Here is a 19,743-nt window from a genome sequence, read left to right on the forward strand (position 1 = left end):
TCACATTTTTCTTATAACAACAGAGTCACTTACTCCTCTACTTATTTTCTTCCAAAACATTGCCAATGTCCATTTAATGTCAAATACAATGTGACTCATCTATCAATTGTTTATTTATCGATTGCGAAATCCCCTAAAACCAGTAATTTGAAAAATAACAAAATTTTAAAAATCTTAAATTAAGTCTTGAATATTCATCAGAGCAAACTCTTAACTTTCCGGAAAACGTTTCTTTTTTTAGAAAAATATAATTTCATTATTTATCATTCAATAATTTTTGATTCCTTCATACTCTACCAAACATCATCCCCCTATTATCCCCCTACTTGTGGTATGATGGTAGAGTATGTTTAGGTGCCAAGCTACTTTAGTACCTCCGTGCTAAAAGGAGAACGAATATGAAAATTGCATGGAATGAAATTAAATACCAGCCCAAGAAGTTTATCCTGATTGAACTCCTCATTACCATCCTCATGTTTATGGTGGTGTTCTTGTCCGGTCTGACAAATGGACTGGCCCGTTCGGTATCCGCCCAAATCGATAACTATGGGGCCTTGCACTACATCCTTTCGACAGATTCAGAAGGGATTGTCCCCTTTTCAACCATTACGGCTAAGGATTTAGATGAGGTCCAAAAGATAGAAGGGATGGACTATTCTGGCTTGTCTATCCAGCGGGCAACCGTCTCAAAATCAGAGGATTCCAACACTTTGGACATCACCTACTTCGCGACCGACCACAACGAAGAAGAAATCCTCAATCCAATCATGGAAGATATAGACATCAAGATCTCCGACTTAAAGAAAAACGAGATCATTCTGGACCATTCTTTCAAAGAGGATGAGGGGATCCAAGTCGGCGATCAAGTGATCGATAAAACTTCTAAGCAAAAACTCAAGGTCGTGGCCTTTGCAAAAAATGCCAAATACGGCTATAGCGAGATTGGCTTTATCAGCTCGGAGACCTACACAGGCATGCGACAAAAAACAGATCCAAGCTATCAATGGCAAGCCCAAACCCTTGTGACCAAGAAGAGCATCACTTCTAACGATCTATCCAGTAACTTAATGGTGGCGGATAAGAAGCAAGTGATCGATAAAATCCCTGGCTACAAGGCTCAAAACCTGACGCTACGGATGATCACGTGGGTGCTGCTACTCGCTTCCTCTGCTATCCTTGGGGTCTTCTTCTATATCCTGACCCTGCAGAAGTTGAAACAGTTCGGCGTCTTGAAGGCCATTGGCATGTCCATGAGCCAGATTACCTATGTCCAGCTATCCCAGCTCACCATCATCTCCCTCATCGGAGTACTGCTGGGGCTTGGTTTGGCAACTATGATGGCGCCATTTTTACCCAATAGCGTCCCTTCCTTTATGACCCTGAAAGACAACCTCACCATCTCGGTTAGCTTTATCCTGACCTCTATTTTGTGTGGTGCCTTGTCCCTTGTCAAAATCAAAAAAGTAGATCCAATCGAAGTCATTGGTGGAAATGGAGAATAAGATGGCCATTATCGCATTAGAAAATATCAGAAAATCCTACGCCGATGGCAGCCAGATGCACCATGTCCTCAACCAGCTAGAATTAAGCGTCGAACCCAACGAATTTGTCGCGATCTTGGGCCCTTCAGGATCTGGTAAATCCACCCTCTTAGCTATCGCTGGCTTACTCTTATCAGCGGACGAGGGGCGGATTTCTATCGCTGGCCAAGACTTGACTGGCCTCAACCAAGGCCAGTGGACGCAAAAACGCCTGGAATTGCTCGGCTTTATCTTTCAAGATCACCAGCTCCTCTCCTATATGAAAATCGGTGACCAGTTAGAACTGGTGGCCAAATTGAAGGGGGAAAGGGACAAGAAAAAACGCCAAGAAGAAGTCAAAGCCTTGTTGGCAGATCTGGGCATCGAAGCTTGTTACCACCAATACCCGAATCAGATGTCTGGTGGGCAAAAACAACGGGTAGCCATCGCTCGGGCCTTTATCGGAAATCCGCAGGTCATTTTAGCTGATGAGCCAACCGCTAGCCTAGACCCAGATCGAGGGCAAGAAATCGCCCAATTGATCCGGAAAGAAGTCAAATCCAAAAACAAGAGCGCCATCATGGTGACCCATGACCGCTCCATCCTGACCTATGTAGATACTATTTATGAATTAAAACATGGCCAATTGATAAAGGTCGAAAAGCTTGATTAAATACAAACTAGCGAACAAGCATTTTTCTTGTTCGCTAGTTTTTTATTCTTACGGATCTTTAGGCAGTTCCATACGGAAGCGTAAGCCCATAGCCGTTTTATCAAATTGATAGGCCAGTTCTTCATGGTCCAGCAAGTGTTGGACCACAAAGAGCCCCAAGCCACCTTCCTTCTTCTGGCGGCTAGCAGTCATTGGCATCTCAGCGGTCTCTACCATTTCTTGACTGGTATTTTCAACAGCCAAGTGCGTCACTTCTTCTTCGAGACGGAGCTGGATCTTTCCACCGGCATCCGAATGCTTAACGGCATTACTGATGACATTTGAGAGGACCAATTTCAGAATGGCTGGGTCCATATAAACTGCTTTGTCAGGGATTTGATTGTCAATCGTGAGCGCGCGGGATTGAGCCAAGACCTTGTACTGGTCGAGGATCTGCTCTAAGACCTGATCCAGCTGGATCCACTCCTTGTCTCCGGCCAATTCTTGGACAGAAGACAGGGAAAGGATTTCCAGGACGATCTGGTTCATCTCATCGACGATATCGAGGGAGACCGCCAGGTAGCGGTCCCGGTCCTTGTAGCGGCCGATCTTATCCCGCATATTTTCTAGGATAATCTTCAAGCTGGCCAGAGGCGTCTTGAGCTCATGCGAAGCCCCACGTAGGAATTCCACCTTCATCTGCTCCAACTTCAGATTTTCCTGTTTCTGCTGCTCTAGATTGTCGATCACCTCTAAAAGATGGTGATAGAGGTCGTTGATCTGTTGCTTGAGAACGCCGATCTCATCCTGCGAATGGATGGGGAGACTGGCTGTCCGATCCAGCCGTTTCATCCGCTTGGTCATCTGCTTGATTTCAAGGATCGGAGCAGAAATCATGCGTGCATAGAGATAGGAGGCAATCAGTGACAGAACAAAGGAAGCGAGAAGACTATAGGGAAGAAAGCCCAGACTGATGTCCCGCGCTTCCTTTTGGGAATCGACAGTTGCTAAGAATTGCAAGGTCAAGTCCTTCCCCTCTTTGGTCTCAATCTTTCGCTCTTCAATGACCAAGGAATTGTTCTGGCTGTTAGGGTTCAGGAGCAAGTCATCCTTGACCTCTAGGGCATTTTGTTTTTCCTTGCCCTTAATCGAGACCTTGATATCATTGGTCTTGGAATAAAGATCGATGACGGACTCAATGGTTCCTTCTTCCTGACCTTGGAAACTCTTGGCCAAGGCCTGTGATTTCTTCAAAATCGTCTGGCGCTGAGACTCGATATAGGTCGACGGGAAAATAAAGTAAACCGAAGCGTGTAGAAGGATGACTAAGCTACTGAAAAGGGCAAAGGTGATCAGAAAGATCTTTGCAAAGATACTCCGTTTGGTCATGGTCTCTCCAATTTATAGCCGACATTGCGTACCGTAACGATACAGTCCAGCTCTAGTTTTTTTCGTAGTTCCTTGATATAGACATCAATCACCCGGTCAAAAGGAATCTCCTCTGTCTCCTTCCAGACGGCATCGAGGATCTGAGAGCGGGTCCGGGCCTTGCCCTCATGCTGGTGCAAGTATTCCAAGATTTCCAACTCCTTGGCATTCATGGAGATGGCTTGCCCAGCTAGGCTGGCTGTGTAGCTCTCAAAATCCACCCGTGCCTCTCCATAGGTGAAGACCCGGGAAGGCTGGAGCTTTTTAAAAATAGCTTCGATACGGACCTTTAAAAGTGACAAGGAGAAGGGTTTTTCCAGGTAGCCATCTGCCAACTCTCCAAAGGCCGTCAACTTATAGTCCTCGTCATGGAAGGCCGTCAGCATGAGGACAGGCACCGAGCTGGTCTTCCGGATGTTCTTGAGCACTTCCAAGCCATTGAGGATAGGGAGCTGGATATCCAGCAAGACCAGATCTGGCGCTTCTCTGTGAAAGAGGTCCAAGGCCTCCTGCCCATCACCTGCTTCAAAGACCTCATAACCACATTCCATGAGATAGTCGCTCATCCCTTCGCGAATCAGGACTTCATCTTCTACGATTAGTATCTTCATACACTTTCCTTTTATCTAAGAAACTTCTTCTACCTCCTATTATACCCTATTTCTATTTTAGGAAACAATCTCTTATTCGACATCCACCAAGAGATCTTTTGGTTTCTTATGCAAGAGCCATTGAGAAGAAAGGATGGATACCAGAATCAAGAGGAGGCCGCCAACCAAAACAATTACCAACAATTGACTCGGTTGGATGTCCATATGGAGGTCTGTCAGGGTCTTACTGAAGCTTTCTGCCTCAGCTCCTCCACCAAGGTTGGCTGCAGAGGATTCTTGAGCCATTTGTTTGGCAATGCCACTGGTTACGTTCTTGAGTACCGTATCTCCGACTGTTTTGGCAAGAAGTCCTGCAACTCCATAGGAGAGGAGGAAGGCTGGGATGGAAATCATGACCAATTCTGCCACGAATTGTCCCGCAATCTGTACCTTGGAGAGTCCCAAAGCCAGCAAGATCCCAACTTCTCTGCGACGGGCATTGAGCCACAAGACGAGGAGAAGGGAGAGAAGCAAGCTAGCAAATACGAGGCTACCTATAAACAAGTAGTCCGCCACTTGGAACATGCTGCTGATGGATTTTTGCAAGGCCGGGTAGTTGGAAGAACTCTTAACCAAGTCAAAGTAATTCCATGGGATATCCAAGGCTTTGATTTTTTCGATCAAGGCATCGAGGTCCTGATCCCCCTTGGCAAAGAAGGTCGCATCCTCATAGGTAGCTGTTTGGACAGTATTGCCATAGAGTTTGGCAGCTGTATCCAGGTCAGAGATGAGGGTATCTTCGTACAACTCTTGGGCGTAAGTTAGAGGAGCTTGGTTCTTCCCTGAGAACAGACCTTTAATGGTCACTTCGACGGTTTCATTGGCCCCTTTTTCATTGTCAGCATCGTAGAGATTGGACTTGAGACGCACCTTATCGCCCACCTTAAGACCATTCTTTTTCGCCAAATCTTCATGCATGAGGATTTGGTTTTTATCCTTGTCTGTCAGATGCTCCCCTTGGACCAGCTTGTAGGCTCCAGAGACAAATTTATCTTCTTTTGAAGAGTCATTGACCCCCGTCACCATCAAGGTATTCTTGAAGTATTTTGCCCGCTCTGGAGACTGGTTTTGCAGGGTTTCTTCAGTCTCAATGATCTCGTGGTCTAGGATATCTGCGATGGCATTGATCCGCTTGATGGAGGAGGTGATCCCCTCTACCTGGCTGATTTTTTCGATATCTTCTCCTCTGAGATTCCCAGCTCCCCGAGGGGTCCCCGGATTGGTCCGTCTGTTGATCTGCATGGAGAAGCTATTGGTGATGGATCCCAGGCTTTCCGATGAAGCTTTTTGTGTGGCTCCCTTCATAGAGAGTCCGATCAAGCTCAAGGTCCCCATGAGGAGAATAATGGCAAAGAGTAAGAGAGACTTGGGCCATTTACGTGTAATATAAGCAAAAGCATTGCGCAACATAGCATTCCCTCCTTACTTGCTCTTCTCAACGAGGCTGCGGCGACTCAATTCTAAGACCACATCGGAGGCCTCTGCCACTTCCTTACTGTGGGTGACGACGATGACACATTTTTGGCGTTCCTTGGCCAACTTCTTCAAAATGGCAATGATATCACCTGCTGTCTGTTCGTCAAGGTTTCCTGTCGGCTCATCCGCCAAGATGACAGGTGCTTCTGAAACGAGCGCACGCGCAATAGCCACCCGTTGTTGCTGCCCGCCGGATAGTTGCAGGACATTGCGTTTGATTTGCGTTTCGTCCAGCCCCAATTCCAAGAGAATGTCTTTTCCAGCTTGTTTGTTGACCAGACGGACATTTTCAAGTGGCGTCAAATAATCAATCAAATTATAATTCTGAAAGACCAGGGAAACATGGTGCTTGCGGTGGTAGCTAGCCCCTTTGGTTTGGATGTCCTCCCCATCAAAGAGAACCTGCCCCTTCTTAGGATTATCTAGACCAGCCAATAGGGAGAGGAGGGTTGATTTTCCAGCGCCCGACTGACCAATAATACTGTAAAATGTCCCATTTTTGAACTGATAGTTCACATCTGAGAAGATCTCTTCTTGGTAGCTTTGGTAACTATAGGATACATGTTTGAGTTCTAACATAGGTGTCATTTCTCCTTAACTCATTTTTGTTAATATTTCTTTTGGACTCTTGCGCCAGATCATGCTGGTCGTTACACCGAGCGACAGAAGGATCAAGCACAAGAGGCTAGCATAGGCGATTCCTAAGGAAAGGCCTTGAGGGATTTGGTTGAGCAATTCTAGGGTCTGCTGTTGACCGGTCTGTCCGACAAACTGCTCTAAGAAACGATGGCTGACCATCCGCCCGATGAGAAAGGCTGGGATCACCGCTAGTAAGGATACCAGCACCACTTCCAAGAGGAACTGTCTAAAGATCCGTCCCTTGCTTTTCCCAATGGATAAGAGGACGCCGATTTCATGAATCCGCTCCCGTGTCCAGAGACTCAGTAAGAGCGATAGAGCACCGGCTCCCGTCACCAGGAGGACGATCATCATGATCCGTACCAGGCCTTCTAGGGTCTGAGAGGATTCTTTCATCTGGTCAAAGGCCTTGCGATCTTCGACCACGCGTAGCGATTGCCAATCCAGATCCAAGCTTTTGACTTGCTTCAAGAGGGCATCGATTTTCTCAGGATCTTTGACGCCAAAGGTGACCTGGGTCACTTCTTGCTGACTGAGACCAAGAAGCTTGGTCGCATCCTCATAAGGGAGATAGACTTGGTTTTCACTCAAATCAGAGGTCATTCCTGTGAATTTTTCCTGTTTCTTACCCGAAAAGATCCCTACGATTTTAAAGGTTTGCTCTTTGGCAGGAGTCTCTCCCATCTGAAAGCGGGATAAGGTCAAGGAATCTCCGACCTTTAGATTGTTCTTCTTAGCCAACTCTTGGTGGATCAAGATCTGCCCGCGAGCCTTGTCGGATAAGTGCTTGCCTTGCACCAGTTGGAAACTGCCACTGCGGAAATCCAGGTGTTGGTCTGTCTTCTGGGTAAAGACAGCGCCTAGCGCTTGCTTGGCTTCCTGCCCCAAATCATCCCGCTCTACCGACTGCTGTCCCGTCACTGCTTCTTTACCAAGAATGCGAACGGGACTTTCATATTGGGGAACCATGGCTCCCACCCCAGCTAGCTGCTGCACCTTTTCAGCTTCCTTTAGAGGAAAGGGAGTATCCCCTTGCTTACTGGTCAGGGCAAAGCTAGTCCCAGCCGACTGCTTGATGTGGTCCTCCAACCTTTCTCCCACTTGCATCAGTGAAAAACAAAAATACAAGCAAGAGAGGATCAAAAGGAGAATCAGAAAGAGAACCAGATTCCTCGTTCTTTTTCGAGAAATATAGGCGATTGCCTGTTGTAAGAGCATGATCTTACCCTCCATTTCAAGGTCCACGGCAATACAATGTGGACGCTTTCATCATTTGTTATAGTTATTATAGAAAAGAAATATGAAATGTTTATGAAATAAAAAAAGTTTCCTAGATTTTCTAGGAAACTTTATTCGATTTAAATAATATCAGTAAAACATACGCCCCACTTGCTTGACTTTATTTTTCAAAGATTTCTCCTTCTTGGATCCTTGAAAAGATCTGATCAGTCAGTCGAACATTCAAGAAGCTCCACAAGGAAAAACCACCAAAGGTAAAGAGATAAATAGCTGTCAGCAACCGTTCAGGACTACTAAGACTGATATAAACTACTGCCAAATTGAAGAAGACAAGAAAGATAGTTTGAATAGGATTTAAGAGAGCAATGAGGAAACTATTTAGACAGACCTTTCTTGTAGGATCTTCAAAGAGGCCGATATAAGGGAAGATTAAGGTTATCCCTCCACATAGAAGGACGATAAAGGGAAGCAAGATCCAAATCCCATACTCACTTAAGAAGGCCGTATTTGAAAAAAGACAGTAATCCAGATAAAGTAGCACTGATAGTCCTAGGCAAGTCAACCAAATCACCGTCGCTTGCTTGAAATTAGCGCGAAAGAGACGGAAAAAATGAAAGACGAGATCCGTATCTTCCCCTTTCAACAAGCGGTGCCACATGGTTGCTAAAGCCGTAAGTGATGCACCGATCGTGAGAATCGGAAGGCAGCAAACGATAAACAAGGTATTCAAGATAATAATGTCTGTCAACCGGGTCAAGGTCTTGACCAAGCGTCCATCCAATGAAAATAATTTTTGCATCTTCTTCTCCTTGTTCTTCATCTCAATTTCTGCTACTTCCTCTAAGGAAGCACTCAGGGGCTCTACGCCCCTGAGTTACTTACTTGAATCCATTTAGCCCCCTGTTACTTCACTTCTTTTTGGTAACGATCATAGGCATCCTGTTGAATCTTCATAAAGTCATCAATGCCCATCTTCTTCAAGGTTGCTTTGTAATCGTCCCATTCTTTTTCAATGCCCCCTTCTACTACCCATTTAGAAGCTTGTTGGGTAACATAAGAGTTGATATCTACATAAATAGAGGACAATTTGTTCAATTCTTCTTGAGAGTAGATGACATTTGGATATGCTGGCAAAGCGTATTGTTTTAATTCTTTGTCCATCTTCAATTTGAGGCCATCACCCTGTGTTTGGTCGATGTCGACATGGCTATTGATATCATCTGACACATATTTTGGTCCAAAGTCACGAAGGGAATTAATCCAAGCCCATTCATCGGCTGATTTACCATCTTTTGGAGCCAAAACCTTGTACTTGTCACCATCTTTTTCAGTCGCAATGCCAAAGGAGCCATAGAAGTTTTGGATGCTGGCATCATCCGTGTAGAATTTATCCAACCATTTGAGCAATTTTGCAGGGTCCTTGCACTTATTCGTGATCAAGATTTCATTGCGTCCATAGTTCAAATGATCTGGATCAGAAATGACATATTGTTTGCCATCAGGGCCTTTCAATGCTGGAAGAGGAGCATATTCGCTGGCATGTTGGCCAAAGGTTGCATCTGCTGTCCAACCACTTGACACACCGACACGCGCCACGCCCTTGTCCATCCGTTTAGCAACAGACATAGAAGTATCTTCTGTAAAGAGTTCAGGGTCGATCAAGCCTTTCTTGTAGGCTTCATGCATCGCCGCTATCCCTTGTTTATAACTTTCTTCCGTCCGGAGGTAGACCGGTTTGCCATCTTTGACGGACATTTCATAGGTATTATCTCCACCCAGACGGTTGTTGAATGGCAAGATATAAGAGAAGGTCGGATCAAAGTTACCAGAACCAAATGGAATTTCATCATTGACATCGCCATTGCCATTGGCATCCTTATCCTTGAAGGCTTGTAAAACAGTCACCAATTCATCATAGGTTTCCGGCATCTTCAAGCCAAGGTTATCCAACCATTTCTTATTAATAAAGAGCTGGTTGCCGACGATTGGCCGCATTGGCAATTTCTTAGGCAGACTGTAAATATGACCATCTGGGTTGGTCACCATGGCTTTTAATTTTGGTTCTTTTTCAAAGGCCTTGTTCAAGTTTGGCATATTATCCTTGATCAAGTCTTCCAATGGAATGAACATGTTTTGGTTCTGAGCGATTTCAGAATCCGTGAAGGCATTGGATCCCAAGAAAGCGTCTGGTAAATCCCCACTGGCAACAAGGACAGATTTCTTATCCGACCAGTCTGCAGCCACCATGGTATCCCATTTGATCTTGATACCTGATTCCTTGGCTGAATCATCTAGAAAACCTTTGTGATAGTCTTCCCCCCAATCCGACCAACGAACGGTCGTGATCTTGAAGGTATTTCCATCATTCTTGTCATTGCTTGATTTATTTGTGGAAGCTCCACAAGCCGTCAAGCCAGCTAATGCAGCTGCTCCCAGGAGCAGATAGGCAAATTTCCTGTTTTTCATGATCTTCTCCTATTCTTTCAAGGCCCCTATCATGACACCTTGATTAAAGTATTTTTGGACGAATGGATACAGCATCATAATCGGTGCTGTTGAGATAACGATGGCTGCATATTTCATCATATCAGCCTTAATACGGAGGTCAGAAGCTACCTCCCCTGTTGCTTGCGATTGCAACATTTGATTACTAATTAAGAGACGGCGCAGGATCAGTTGTAGGGGTTGGAGATTTTCATTGGTCAAATAAATCAGGGCATTGAACCAAGAATTCCAGATCCCTACTGCTGTCCAAAGTCCAATAACGGCAATAATAGCCTTGGACAAGGGGAGCACGATCTTTCTGAAGTAATAAATGGTTCCGCAACCATCGATCTGGGCGGCTTCCCACATCCCTTCTGGAATACTATTGTTAAAGAAAGTTCGAGCTACAACGATATTGTAAGGAGATACTGCAAACGGTACGACCATTACCCAGAAGGTGTCGACCAAGCCCAATTGTTTAACTGTCAAATAAATGGGAATCAAGCCCCCAGAGACAAACATGGGAACGATAAAGAAGACACTGACCCATTTCTTAGCAAAGAGGTCCTTTCGCGACAAGGCGTAACCAGCCGGGATATTAATGACCAGGGCAACGATGGTCCCTACAACTGTGTAGAGGATAGTGTTGAGATAGCTCTTTAGAAACAAAGGTTGCTCAATCAAGCGTTGATAGCCATCTAGTCGCCATTCCCTCGGGATAAACCAAACCTTACCAGTTGCCACATCAGACGGATTACTGAAGGAGGCAATAATGACAAACCACAAAGGGTAGACAATCAAGAGAATCAAGCAAATCGCTAGACCATAGATAAAAATATCAAAGAGGATTTCTGACTTGGTCTTTCTTGCATGTTGAAACAATTTCACAATTTCTCCTCCTTTCTAGAATAATCCTGTCTTGGTATAGCGTTTCGCAAACCAGTTGACCGACAGTAAGATGATCAAGTTAACCAAGGTATTAAAGAGACCGATCGCTGTCGAATAACTATATTGGAAATTAATCATCCCCACTTTGTAAACATAGGTCGAAATGATTTCACTTCCTGCCAGATTGAGTGGATTTTGCAAGAGCAAGACCTTTTCAAAACCAACACTGAGTAGGCTTCCTGCTCTGAGAATCAAGAGAATCATCGCCGTTGGTAACAGTAAGGGTAAGTCAATATGACGGATTTTTTGCAATCGACTCGCCCCGTCCATGGTCGCTGCCTCATAAAAGGTCGGATCAATGGCCGATAGAGCGGCTAGATAGATGATACTATCCCAACCGATATGTTGCCAGACATCACTCCAGACATAGACACCTGCAAAGCTACCTGGTTTAGATAAGAGGGCAGGCATCTTTAAGCCAACCAATTTGAGGACATTGGCTAACAGTCCACTACTTGGGGAGAGAAAGAGAATAATCATCCCACACATGACCATGGTCGAGATAAAATGAGGCAAATAAGTCGTTACTTGAAAGATTTTTTTGAACTTGCCCACACGAATCTGGTTGCAAATAATGGCTAGAACAATCGGCAAGGGAAAACCAACCAGAATACTGTAAATAGAAATTTTCAAGGTATTCTTCATGGTTGTCGCAAATTGGAAGGATGAGAAGAACTGGTTAAAATACTTGAGACCAGCCCAAGGACTTCCAAATATCCCAGTAGCGGGAGAGTAATCTTTAAAAGCGATGACTAGACCCGCCATAGGGATATAGGCAAATAAAATCAATAAAATAATCGATGGCAGGAGCAGCACATATAAAGGAATATTTTTCTTAAATTTGCTCTGCTTCGCATTAACTTCGCTTTTCATAAGGCCCTCCTTTTCTTTCTCCTCTATTTTATAGGAATCTTTTCCATCTTTATAGAACTTTTTCGTGAATCTTCATCCACTTTTCCGTTTTCTCCACACAAAAACATGCACTTTCCCGATTTTTTTTACTTTACTATCGGTTTTGTTCATGAATCCGTTTTCAAATAGTGCTATAATATATGTGAGGTGCTCATTATGAAAGCTATTCACAGAAGTACACGAGATCACTCGATTCAATTTTTTTCGCGCCTACTCTTTCTCCTCTTAGTTGTCAATACCTTGATCAACCTTTTGATTGGTGGGATTAGCCGAAATTTTATTAAACACCAAAATATGCTCCATTTAGAGGACTCGATTCATATCTATGCGGATTCCTTAAATACAGAGCTTCACTCCGTTGAGCGTTTTATGTACAGTACCATTAGTCACAACGACTATTTGACAGAGCTCAATACTCCGCTTGATTTCACGGATTTTCATGAAAATCTAAAAAAATTGCAGATCGATTTTACGGAGTTTCAGTACCAGATGGATAGCCCCATTACCTTTTTCATAGAGACAAGAGATATCCCCCATTTTTTTAATGCTTCCAGTCTTCAACTGCCCTACCTGGACTATGTACAATTGAAAGATCATCTTAAGACCTATGACAAAGAAACAGACAAGACCAATCAAAAATGGCAACGAATCAGCCTGAACCAGCATGATTATCTCTTGAAATCCCTCCATTACAAGGGCAAGGCTATCTATGCCATCATTTCTACCCAGGATATTTTAAAACCCTTGCAAAAGCTCAATATTGGGAAAAAAGGGCGCTTATCCATCGATCGCCCCAACCAGATCCATGTTACAGATTCCGTCATTCAAGCCGATAGCAATCAAACCCACCTGCCTTTTGATCTGTATGTGACAGTTGATTACGGGGACGTTTTCCGTACAAATATCGTACTTGAAACCCTTCTCTCCTTGGTCCCTTTGATCATCGCCGTTCTCTCTACCATTCTGATCCTTTATATTCGTCAACGGATGATCCAGCCGATGAAACGACTCACCCAGCGTCTTTCTCAGCTAGATGCTGCTTCTACCAAGCTAGATGTGATCGAAGACCAAGGGATCTTAGAGATCGATCAGGCCAATCACAAGCTTAATCAGGTCCTGATCCACATGAAGGACCTTCAAATTCAAGCCTACCACGCGCAACTCAATCTCAAAAAAGTCGAACTCAATTACCTAAAAAATCAAGTCCGACCCCATTTTTACCTCAACATGCTCTCCATGATTCACAGCATGCTCCAGACCAAGGACTATAAGGAAATCGAGGAATTGACCAAGGTGACTTCCAACTACTTGCGTCACCTCTTTCAAGCCAATCAAGATTTCAATCGCTTAGCAGATGAAATCCAACATATCCGAAATTACCTAGAAATCCAGAAAATCCGCTATGGGGACAGCATCCACTTTGACCTGGACTGGGATCCACGTCTGAAAGATGCGGCTATTCCCCCTCTGCTTTTACAAACCTTTGTTGAAAATGCCATCAAACACGGCTTTTCTTTCCAAGATTCCTTCCACATTCAGCTATCCATTCATGAAGAAGCAAAGCAACGCCTTGCTATTTCCCTTCAGGATAATGGCCCTGGTTTTAGCTCCGCTATCTTACAAGATCTAGCAGATAAAAAATCCTTAGTCACAGAAGATGGCCACCACATTGGTTTGACCAATGCACGGGAGCGACTAGATCTCCTCTATCCAGATCACTACACGCTTCAATTTTCAAATGGATCCCAAGGAGGTGCCCGCATCCAACTGAGCCTTCCTTATGAACCCTACAAAGGAGACACACATGAATATCCTACTCGTTGACGATGATCGTTTTATCATTAAAGCCCTACAGGAAACCATCCATTGGGAAGCCTTGGGCATTGAGCAGGTATATACCGCCTCCAGTCTGAGCCAAGCCCAAGCCATCATTCAAAGCCACCCGATTTCCCTCATGATCAGTGATATCGAGATGCCACAAGGCAGTGGGCTAGATCTCCTAGCCTGGGTCCGGTCAGAAAAATATGACATTCAAACGATCTTCCTCACCAATTATGCTGATTTCAATTATGCTCAAAAAGCCATTGAACTCCAAAGTTTTGAATACTACCTCAAACCGATTGACCCCGACCGCTTAGAATTTATCATTCAAAAAGCCCTCAATAAGATCAAGCGCCACAAGAGTGCGGCCCAATTAGCACAACAAGGACAAAAAGAAGCTGAATTTTGGCATGACTACTTGCGAAAACCGCGTCCATCTCAAGCAGAACAGCTTCTTCACGAAGTGACAAAACGAGGCTATAGCCCCAAACCACATGAAGACTACTTCTTGGTCCTCATCACTCTCCACTTAATTGAAGAAGACTTTCACCCCAGCGTCCCTTCTTGGCGCTTGCAGCTCCGCCATTGTATCAAGGATCTCTCCCTGGATTTCCCTGTCCACTACTGCGCCCTCAGTAAAATCGAAAGCCAGACCGATCGCTACCTCTGCCTCTTCAAAAAGAATCAGACTACAGAGTGTGTAGACTTCCTAGAGGCTATCCAGCAGAAGATCCAGCAAGACTTAGACCGATCCTCTATCCTTCTCTATTCAGATGCTATTTCCCTTGAGACGCTCTTGATGAAGGCTCTGCAACTCTGCCAATACAGTGAAGAACAAGTCTTCCATTGGAACAGTATCCACTCCTATGCTTCTTTGGGTCCACAACCTCAAAAGCCCGCTCATCGGACATCGCTTACTTTTACAAATCAACTAGAGACGGAACAGCTTCTCCAAATCATCCATAGCTTAGAGACTCAAGATCGCATCCCGCTCTCAGCTCTGAGTGAACTCCAGCTAGACTGGACCCAGCAAATTGGGATTTATCTGGACAAGAACGGCATTCTCGCTCACAAGTTATTTCAAAACAAACACCATCAATTTCTCTTCGAACGGCGGTTTCATGCCATCGAAGCTTTTGAAGCCTATATCGGTGATTACTGGAGCTCTGCTCGCCATTATGTGATCGATCTAGAACACCAATCCAATCTCATCCAGCGGATCACCGACTACATCGACCACCATTACAAGGAAGATATCAGTCGCACCAAGCTGGCAGAGATGGTATTTCTTAGTCCAGATCATCTAGCAAGGATGTTTAAGCGCGACACCGGCGAAACCCTGGTGAAATACATCACCGATAAACGGATGGCTGCCGCAAAAGAGATGCTATCGCAAAGCGATACCCCCATTTACCAAGTCGCCCTCCAAGTAGGCTATGACAACTACTCCTACTTTACAAGGGCTTTTAAACAGAAGGTCGGCCTCTCCCCAGGAGATTACCGCAAGCAATGCCAAGAAGCCTTTTAAAATAAGAAAAAAACCTTTGAAAAAGGATTCCTTTTCAAAGGTTTTATTTTCTTTTCTTTCTGATTTCTTTTTCAATGGCACTAGCAATCTTCTCCACCATATAGGCCGTCTGGAGATTGCGTAAGATCAAGAGGGCCCAAAAACATGCAAAGAGCATTTGACCCGCCATGGTCGCTTCATTGAAAAAATAAGTCTCCATAGCAGTAAAGACTACTATCACTGCAAATTGTTTTCTATTCATAAAATTATTTTACCATGATTCAGTAAAAAATTCATGTATTAATCGTCTTGCAGGGTGATTTTATCGGATAAAAAGTGAAATTCCTCAGGGATGACACTTTCCTCTTCTTCCACCACTTCGGCTTTTTGCCCACGCGCCTTAGCCGAAAACTCTGCCCGAATTTGGGTCCATTCTTCCATCGAAACCGCTAAAATCTCTGGTGAGAAGCCAGCAGCATTGCTGAGGATATTTCCAAACATGGTATTGAGGTTGTCCCGCTTCATGGTCTGTTCAGCATTAAAGGCAGACTCAAAGGCTAAAATAGCGTGATTTTCATTGGCAGCGACCGGCTGGGATCCGATTAAGAGGGCCTTATCCGCACCTGCTAAGCTCTCGATAATTTCCCCCCAAGCGTTCTGAAGACGGATCAAGTTGGTCCGTGCCAACTCTGGGTTTTCAACCGCCTCTTGCAAGATCGCGTTGACCTTGTTTCGATCTGCACGGTAGCCCTTGCTCGACTTGGTTGGGCGAGCTACTGCTGGTTTTGAAGCAGGAAGACTGCTACCTGATTGCGCTAACTGTTGCTTGAGCTGTGCGACTTCCTTTTTTAAGTCTTGCAGCTGAGCTAGCACATTGGAAGGAACCTCCAGAGCAGCTGAGTTAGAAACTTGGCCTGTGCTTTCAGCCAATTTAATGGTCATCATTTCAGTATAGATACGCGGTTGCAGACTATTTTTGATATCCGCTAGACTAGTCGTCGCCTGGTCAATCAGAGCAAAAAGACGGGCTTGATCGGCTTCAAGATTCGCCGCAAACAAGTCACTAGCGTGAGTATTTTCTCCGCCTGTCTGGACAATCAAGAGATCTCTCAGATATTGAAGTAAGTCCGTGACGAAACGCGCCATATTCTTTCCGTTATCAAAGATAATCGCCATCTGATCCAGCGCCGCTGTCGCATCATGAGCCAGGATGGCAGCCACGTACTGATCGAGCGCAGCTAGACTGATGGAGCCTGTAATCTCTTCTGCGATTGCTGTCGTCAATTCACTACCCGCAGTCAAACTCAGAGCTTGGTCCAAAATGGACAAGGCATCCCGCATCCCACCTTCAGCGCGCCGGGCGATGATCTGAACAGCGTCTACTTCATAGGCAATGCCTTCTGTAGCTAAGATGCTTTCCAAATGATGAACGATATCCGGCAGTTTGATGGATTTGAATTCAAAGCGTTGCACCCGTGACAGGATGGTGGCTGGAATCTTGTGTAACTCCGTTGTTGCAAGGATAAAGACCACATTCTCTGTCGGCTCTTCCAGCGTCTTCAACAAGGCATTAAAGGCCCCTGTTGAAAGCATATGGACCTCATCGATAATGTAGACCTTGTGCTTGGCTAGACTCGGAGCATAGGTCGATTTGTCGCGAATATCGCGAATTTCATCGACCCCATTGTTGGACGCCGCGTCGATCTCAATGACATCTTCTAGGCTCCCATTGGTAATGGATTCACAGATATAGCAGTCGTTACAAGGCTCCCCATTGACTTGATTAGGACAGTTCATAGCCTTAGCAAAGATCTTGGCCACACTCGTTTTCCCAGTTCCACGAGGTCCAGAAAAGAGATAGGCATGGCTGATTTTGTCCTGCTCGACGGCCTGCCTCAATGTCCGTGCCACCACTTGCTGGCCGACCAATTGACCAAAGGTCTGGCTACGGTATTTCCGATATAAAGCTTGATACATTAGTTCTTAACTCCAAACATCTTAAAGTCCCAGTTTGTCTTTTCGATCAAGAGAGCGACAAACTCTTCCAAATACTCTTGATCCAGCTGATCGTAGTCAGAGACGCATTCTGAGTCCAGGTCTAAAACCCCAAGGAGCTGGCCGGCCTTGACCATAGGCACCACAATTTCACTCATAGCCCGACTATCACAGGAAATATAGTTGGCATGTTGGCGGACATCATCGACAATCATGGTTTCTTGCTTCTGGGCCGCTTCTCCACAAACACCCTTTCCAAGTGCGATGTGGACACAAGAGACGCCACCTTGAAAGGGTCCCAAGATCAATTCTGACTGGTCATACAAATAAAAACCCGCAAAGACAGAACGAGGTAGGGCTTGATTTAAGAGAGCACTGGCGTTAGACAAATTGGCTAAGGCATTGCTTTCACCTGTTAAGAGAGCGTCTAACTGTGCCAGTAAAAGTTGGTATTGTGATTCTTTTTCCGAATGTTTCATACCTTTCATTATACCAAATCTTTGCCCAAAAATTAAGCTTCAAACAGCGAAAGAAAAGAGAGTGGGACAGAAATCGGTCATTCGTTAGAATTCGATTTCGTCGTCCCGCCTCCGCACAGTTGAGTAGGGCTGTAACAGCTGATGAAATCAGCGTAGTAGAGCCCACTCAACCACTGCGTCTTGCTCGACAATCCAAAGATAATTGAGAGGCTAGGACTTTTGTCCCAGCCTCTGGAATATAGATAAGTTCTCTTAAAAACTTTCCTTAGGTGAGGACGGACGTCAGAAAGTTTCAATATATTCTGGATTCATTTTAAAAATGAAATTTCAGTTTTATTTCTTTGCAAAATCATTTAACTTATTTTTTAAAATCATTTTATCTATTCATGTCGTCGATTGAAGTGAAAGACTTCAAAATATTGAATGGCCCGGTAGATTAAAAAGATGGTCAAGATGATGGCCACCAGCCAAATCGTCTTTAGTCCATAAAACTGGATCAAGTAGGTCGAAAAGATGGCCCCACAGACGAAACTCCCGATCAGGCAGGTCATAAAGATGGCTTCCCAGAGGAATTTCATCTCCCTGTCTCTAACAAAATCTCCATAAGCTACCATGGTTTTCTTGAGATTTCCGGTCATAAAGGAGTGGTTGTAGGCATAGCCATCTACTTCTCCAAATGAGGTCGCTACGATTCCCAAACTCAGGCTAAAAAAAGGCACGATGAAGACATTTTTTACCGATGCTGGTAAAAATCCCGTCACCAATGTCGTGAGGATAAAGGGCACCAGGGTACTCAAGCGCCAGACTGAATTGTCAATCAAGCGACGTAAAACCGTCATCAAAAAGATTCCCAGCATAAAGGCCAGCATCGTGGCTAACTTCACTTCTACATCTGAGATCTGCTGGCCAATCAAACCAACCGATAGAAAGACCACATTTCCCGTCTGGCCTGCCGCCAAGGTCCCACCCCGACAAATAAAGGTATAAGCATCTGAAAAACCAGCACACATGGTCAATAAACAAGCGAACGCCTTGGTCCGCGAATGAAACTCCCTTTTCATTTCCATTCTCCCTAAGAAAAAGAGGGAGTGATACAGAACGTTCCCAAACGTCACGAGTACCACCCCCGCAAGGCTGATCCAGAAGTCTTCCAAGCTTAAATAGCAAAATCAGCCACTGCGTTATTCCGTCACTCCTCCTATCCGTAGACACTTGGTGACCAGTTGCCCTTCTTCTCTCTTTTTTTATTTTCCCTCACGCGCTTCGTTGAGGATTTTTTCAATCTTGGTTGTGATCAAATCAATCGCTACCGTGTTGGTCACTCCTTCAGGAATGATCACGTCCGCATAGCGCTTAGTTGGCTCAATGAACTGATGGTACATGGGCTTCACCACTCCAAGGTACTGCTCAATAACGCTATCGAGACTCCGTCCACGCTCCTCCATATCGCGCTTGATCCGGCGAATGATCCGCACATCATCATCCGTATCAACGAAAATCTTGATGTCCATCAAGTCCCGAAGACGCTTGTCTTCAAGAACTAAGATTCCTTCCACGATGAAAACATCTTGTGGTTCCTGACGATAGGTCTTGCTGCTGCGCGTATGTTCAGCATAGTCATAAGTTGGAATATCTACCGGACGACCCTCCAAGAGTTCATTGATCTGCGCAATCATCAAGTCCGTATCAAAGGCAAAAGGATGGTCATAGTTAGTCTTGATCCGCTCCTCAAAGGTCAAATGACTTTGGTCCTTGTAATAAGAATCATGCTCAATCATGGCAATCTTTTCATTCGGAAAATTGGCCAAAATGGCACGAGACACACTGGTCTTTCCACCACCAGAACCACCAGTAACACCAATAATAATAGGTCTATTTTGCATTTTCTACTCCATTACCTCTAGTCGTCTGAGAAGAAATAGACATCTCAGATACATCTTATCCATTTTACCATATTTTTGCCTAGACATGAATAGTTTTTCAGTCAGAAATT

The 19,743-nt window shown here is 44.8% G+C and carries 18 protein-coding genes; 4 read left to right on the forward strand and 14 right to left on the reverse strand.

Features of this window, described 5'->3' with window-relative positions:
• The first annotated feature begins 398 nt into the window (after positions 1-398).
• Positions 399-1,502: an ABC transporter permease gene (locus tag TZ97_RS05040; RefSeq protein WP_045759606.1), complete on the forward strand. Its 1,104-nt coding sequence runs from the start codon at positions 399-401 to the stop codon at positions 1,500-1,502.
• A gap of 1 nt (position 1,503) precedes the next feature.
• The gene (locus TZ97_RS05045) at positions 1,504-2,193 is read left to right on the forward strand and encodes an ABC transporter ATP-binding protein (RefSeq protein WP_045759607.1); all 690 of its coding nucleotides are present in this window, start codon (positions 1,504-1,506) and stop codon (positions 2,191-2,193) included.
• Positions 2,194-2,241: 48 nt separating this feature from the next.
• On the opposite strand, the gene TZ97_RS05050 is transcribed toward TZ97_RS05045, so the two are convergent.
• The 9 genes from TZ97_RS05050 to TZ97_RS05090 form a co-directional block, all read right to left on the reverse strand.
• Complete coding sequence (locus TZ97_RS05050) at positions 2,242-3,561, reverse strand: sensor histidine kinase (protein ID WP_045759608.1); 1,320 nt, start codon at positions 3,559-3,561, stop codon at positions 2,242-2,244.
• Entirely contained in the window at positions 3,558-4,211 is a 654-nt protein-coding gene (locus tag TZ97_RS05055; RefSeq protein ID WP_045759609.1) for a response regulator transcription factor, read from the reverse strand. Before TZ97_RS05055 ends, TZ97_RS05050 begins: the two co-directional genes overlap by 4 nt.
• Before the next feature lie 72 nt (positions 4,212-4,283).
• Positions 4,284-5,660, reverse strand: a complete 1,377-nt coding sequence (locus tag TZ97_RS05060) for an ABC transporter permease (protein ID WP_045759610.1) — start codon at positions 5,658-5,660, stop codon at positions 4,284-4,286.
• 12 nt (positions 5,661-5,672) lie between these two features.
• Positions 5,673-6,314: an ABC transporter ATP-binding protein gene (locus tag TZ97_RS05065; RefSeq protein WP_045759611.1), complete on the reverse strand. Its 642-nt coding sequence runs from the start codon at positions 6,312-6,314 to the stop codon at positions 5,673-5,675.
• A gap of 6 nt (positions 6,315-6,320) precedes the next feature.
• Positions 6,321-7,583: an ABC transporter permease gene (locus TZ97_RS05070; protein ID WP_045759612.1), complete on the reverse strand. Its 1,263-nt coding sequence runs from the start codon at positions 7,581-7,583 to the stop codon at positions 6,321-6,323.
• 181 nt (positions 7,584-7,764) lie between these two features.
• Entirely contained in the window at positions 7,765-8,403 is a 639-nt protein-coding gene (locus tag TZ97_RS05075) for a YesL family protein (RefSeq protein WP_045759613.1), read from the reverse strand.
• Between the two features lie 104 nt (positions 8,404-8,507).
• Positions 8,508-10,070, reverse strand: coding sequence for a type 2 periplasmic-binding domain-containing protein (locus tag TZ97_RS05080; protein ID WP_023918475.1), 1,563 nt, complete (start codon positions 10,068-10,070; stop codon positions 8,508-8,510).
• A 9-nt stretch (positions 10,071-10,079) separates the two neighbouring features.
• Entirely contained in the window at positions 10,080-10,976 is an 897-nt protein-coding gene (locus TZ97_RS05085) for a carbohydrate ABC transporter permease (RefSeq protein ID WP_023918477.1), read from the reverse strand.
• Between the two features lie 15 nt (positions 10,977-10,991).
• Entirely contained in the window at positions 10,992-11,909 is a 918-nt protein-coding gene (locus tag TZ97_RS05090) for an ABC transporter permease (protein ID WP_021153492.1), read from the reverse strand.
• 195 nt (positions 11,910-12,104) lie between these two features.
• On the opposite strand from TZ97_RS05090, the gene TZ97_RS05095 reads away from it, so the two are divergent.
• Together TZ97_RS05095 and TZ97_RS05100 are read left to right on the forward strand one after the other, a co-directional pair.
• Positions 12,105-13,772 (forward strand): sensor histidine kinase, encoded by a 1,668-nt coding sequence (locus TZ97_RS05095; RefSeq protein ID WP_045759614.1) that lies wholly within the window; start codon positions 12,105-12,107, stop codon positions 13,770-13,772.
• Entirely contained in the window at positions 13,753-15,297 is a 1,545-nt protein-coding gene (locus tag TZ97_RS05100) for a helix-turn-helix domain-containing protein (protein ID WP_045759615.1), read from the forward strand. The genes TZ97_RS05095 and TZ97_RS05100 overlap by 20 nt, the downstream gene beginning before the upstream one ends.
• A 43-nt stretch (positions 15,298-15,340) precedes the next feature.
• On the opposite strand, the gene TZ97_RS05105 is transcribed toward TZ97_RS05100, so the two are convergent.
• From TZ97_RS05105 to udk, 5 genes are all read right to left on the reverse strand, one after another.
• Positions 15,341-15,538: a DUF3272 family protein gene (locus tag TZ97_RS05105; protein WP_045759616.1), complete on the reverse strand. Its 198-nt coding sequence runs from the start codon at positions 15,536-15,538 to the stop codon at positions 15,341-15,343.
• Positions 15,539-15,576: 38 nt separating this feature from the next.
• The gene (dnaX, locus tag TZ97_RS05110) at positions 15,577-17,253 is read right to left on the reverse strand and encodes a DNA polymerase III subunit gamma/tau (RefSeq protein ID WP_045759617.1); all 1,677 of its coding nucleotides are present in this window, start codon (positions 17,251-17,253) and stop codon (positions 15,577-15,579) included.
• Positions 17,253-17,750, reverse strand: coding sequence for a GAF domain-containing protein (locus tag TZ97_RS05115; RefSeq protein ID WP_037608380.1), 498 nt, complete (start codon positions 17,748-17,750; stop codon positions 17,253-17,255). The genes dnaX and TZ97_RS05115 overlap by 1 nt, the downstream gene beginning before the upstream one ends.
• A gap of 380 nt (positions 17,751-18,130) precedes the next feature.
• Entirely contained in the window at positions 18,131-18,811 is a 681-nt protein-coding gene (locus tag TZ97_RS05120) for a YoaK family protein (RefSeq protein WP_031576960.1), read from the reverse strand.
• Positions 18,812-18,994: 183 nt separating this feature from the next.
• On the reverse strand, positions 18,995-19,633 hold the full coding sequence (udk, locus tag TZ97_RS05125; protein ID WP_003002524.1) for a uridine kinase: 639 nt from the start codon (positions 19,631-19,633) through the stop codon (positions 18,995-18,997).
• Positions 19,634-19,743 lie beyond the last annotated feature (110 nt).

Origin of the sequence: Streptococcus parasanguinis (assembly GCF_000963275.1) — a bacterium.
Taxonomy (GTDB): domain Bacteria; phylum Bacillota; class Bacilli; order Lactobacillales; family Streptococcaceae; genus Streptococcus; species Streptococcus parasanguinis_B.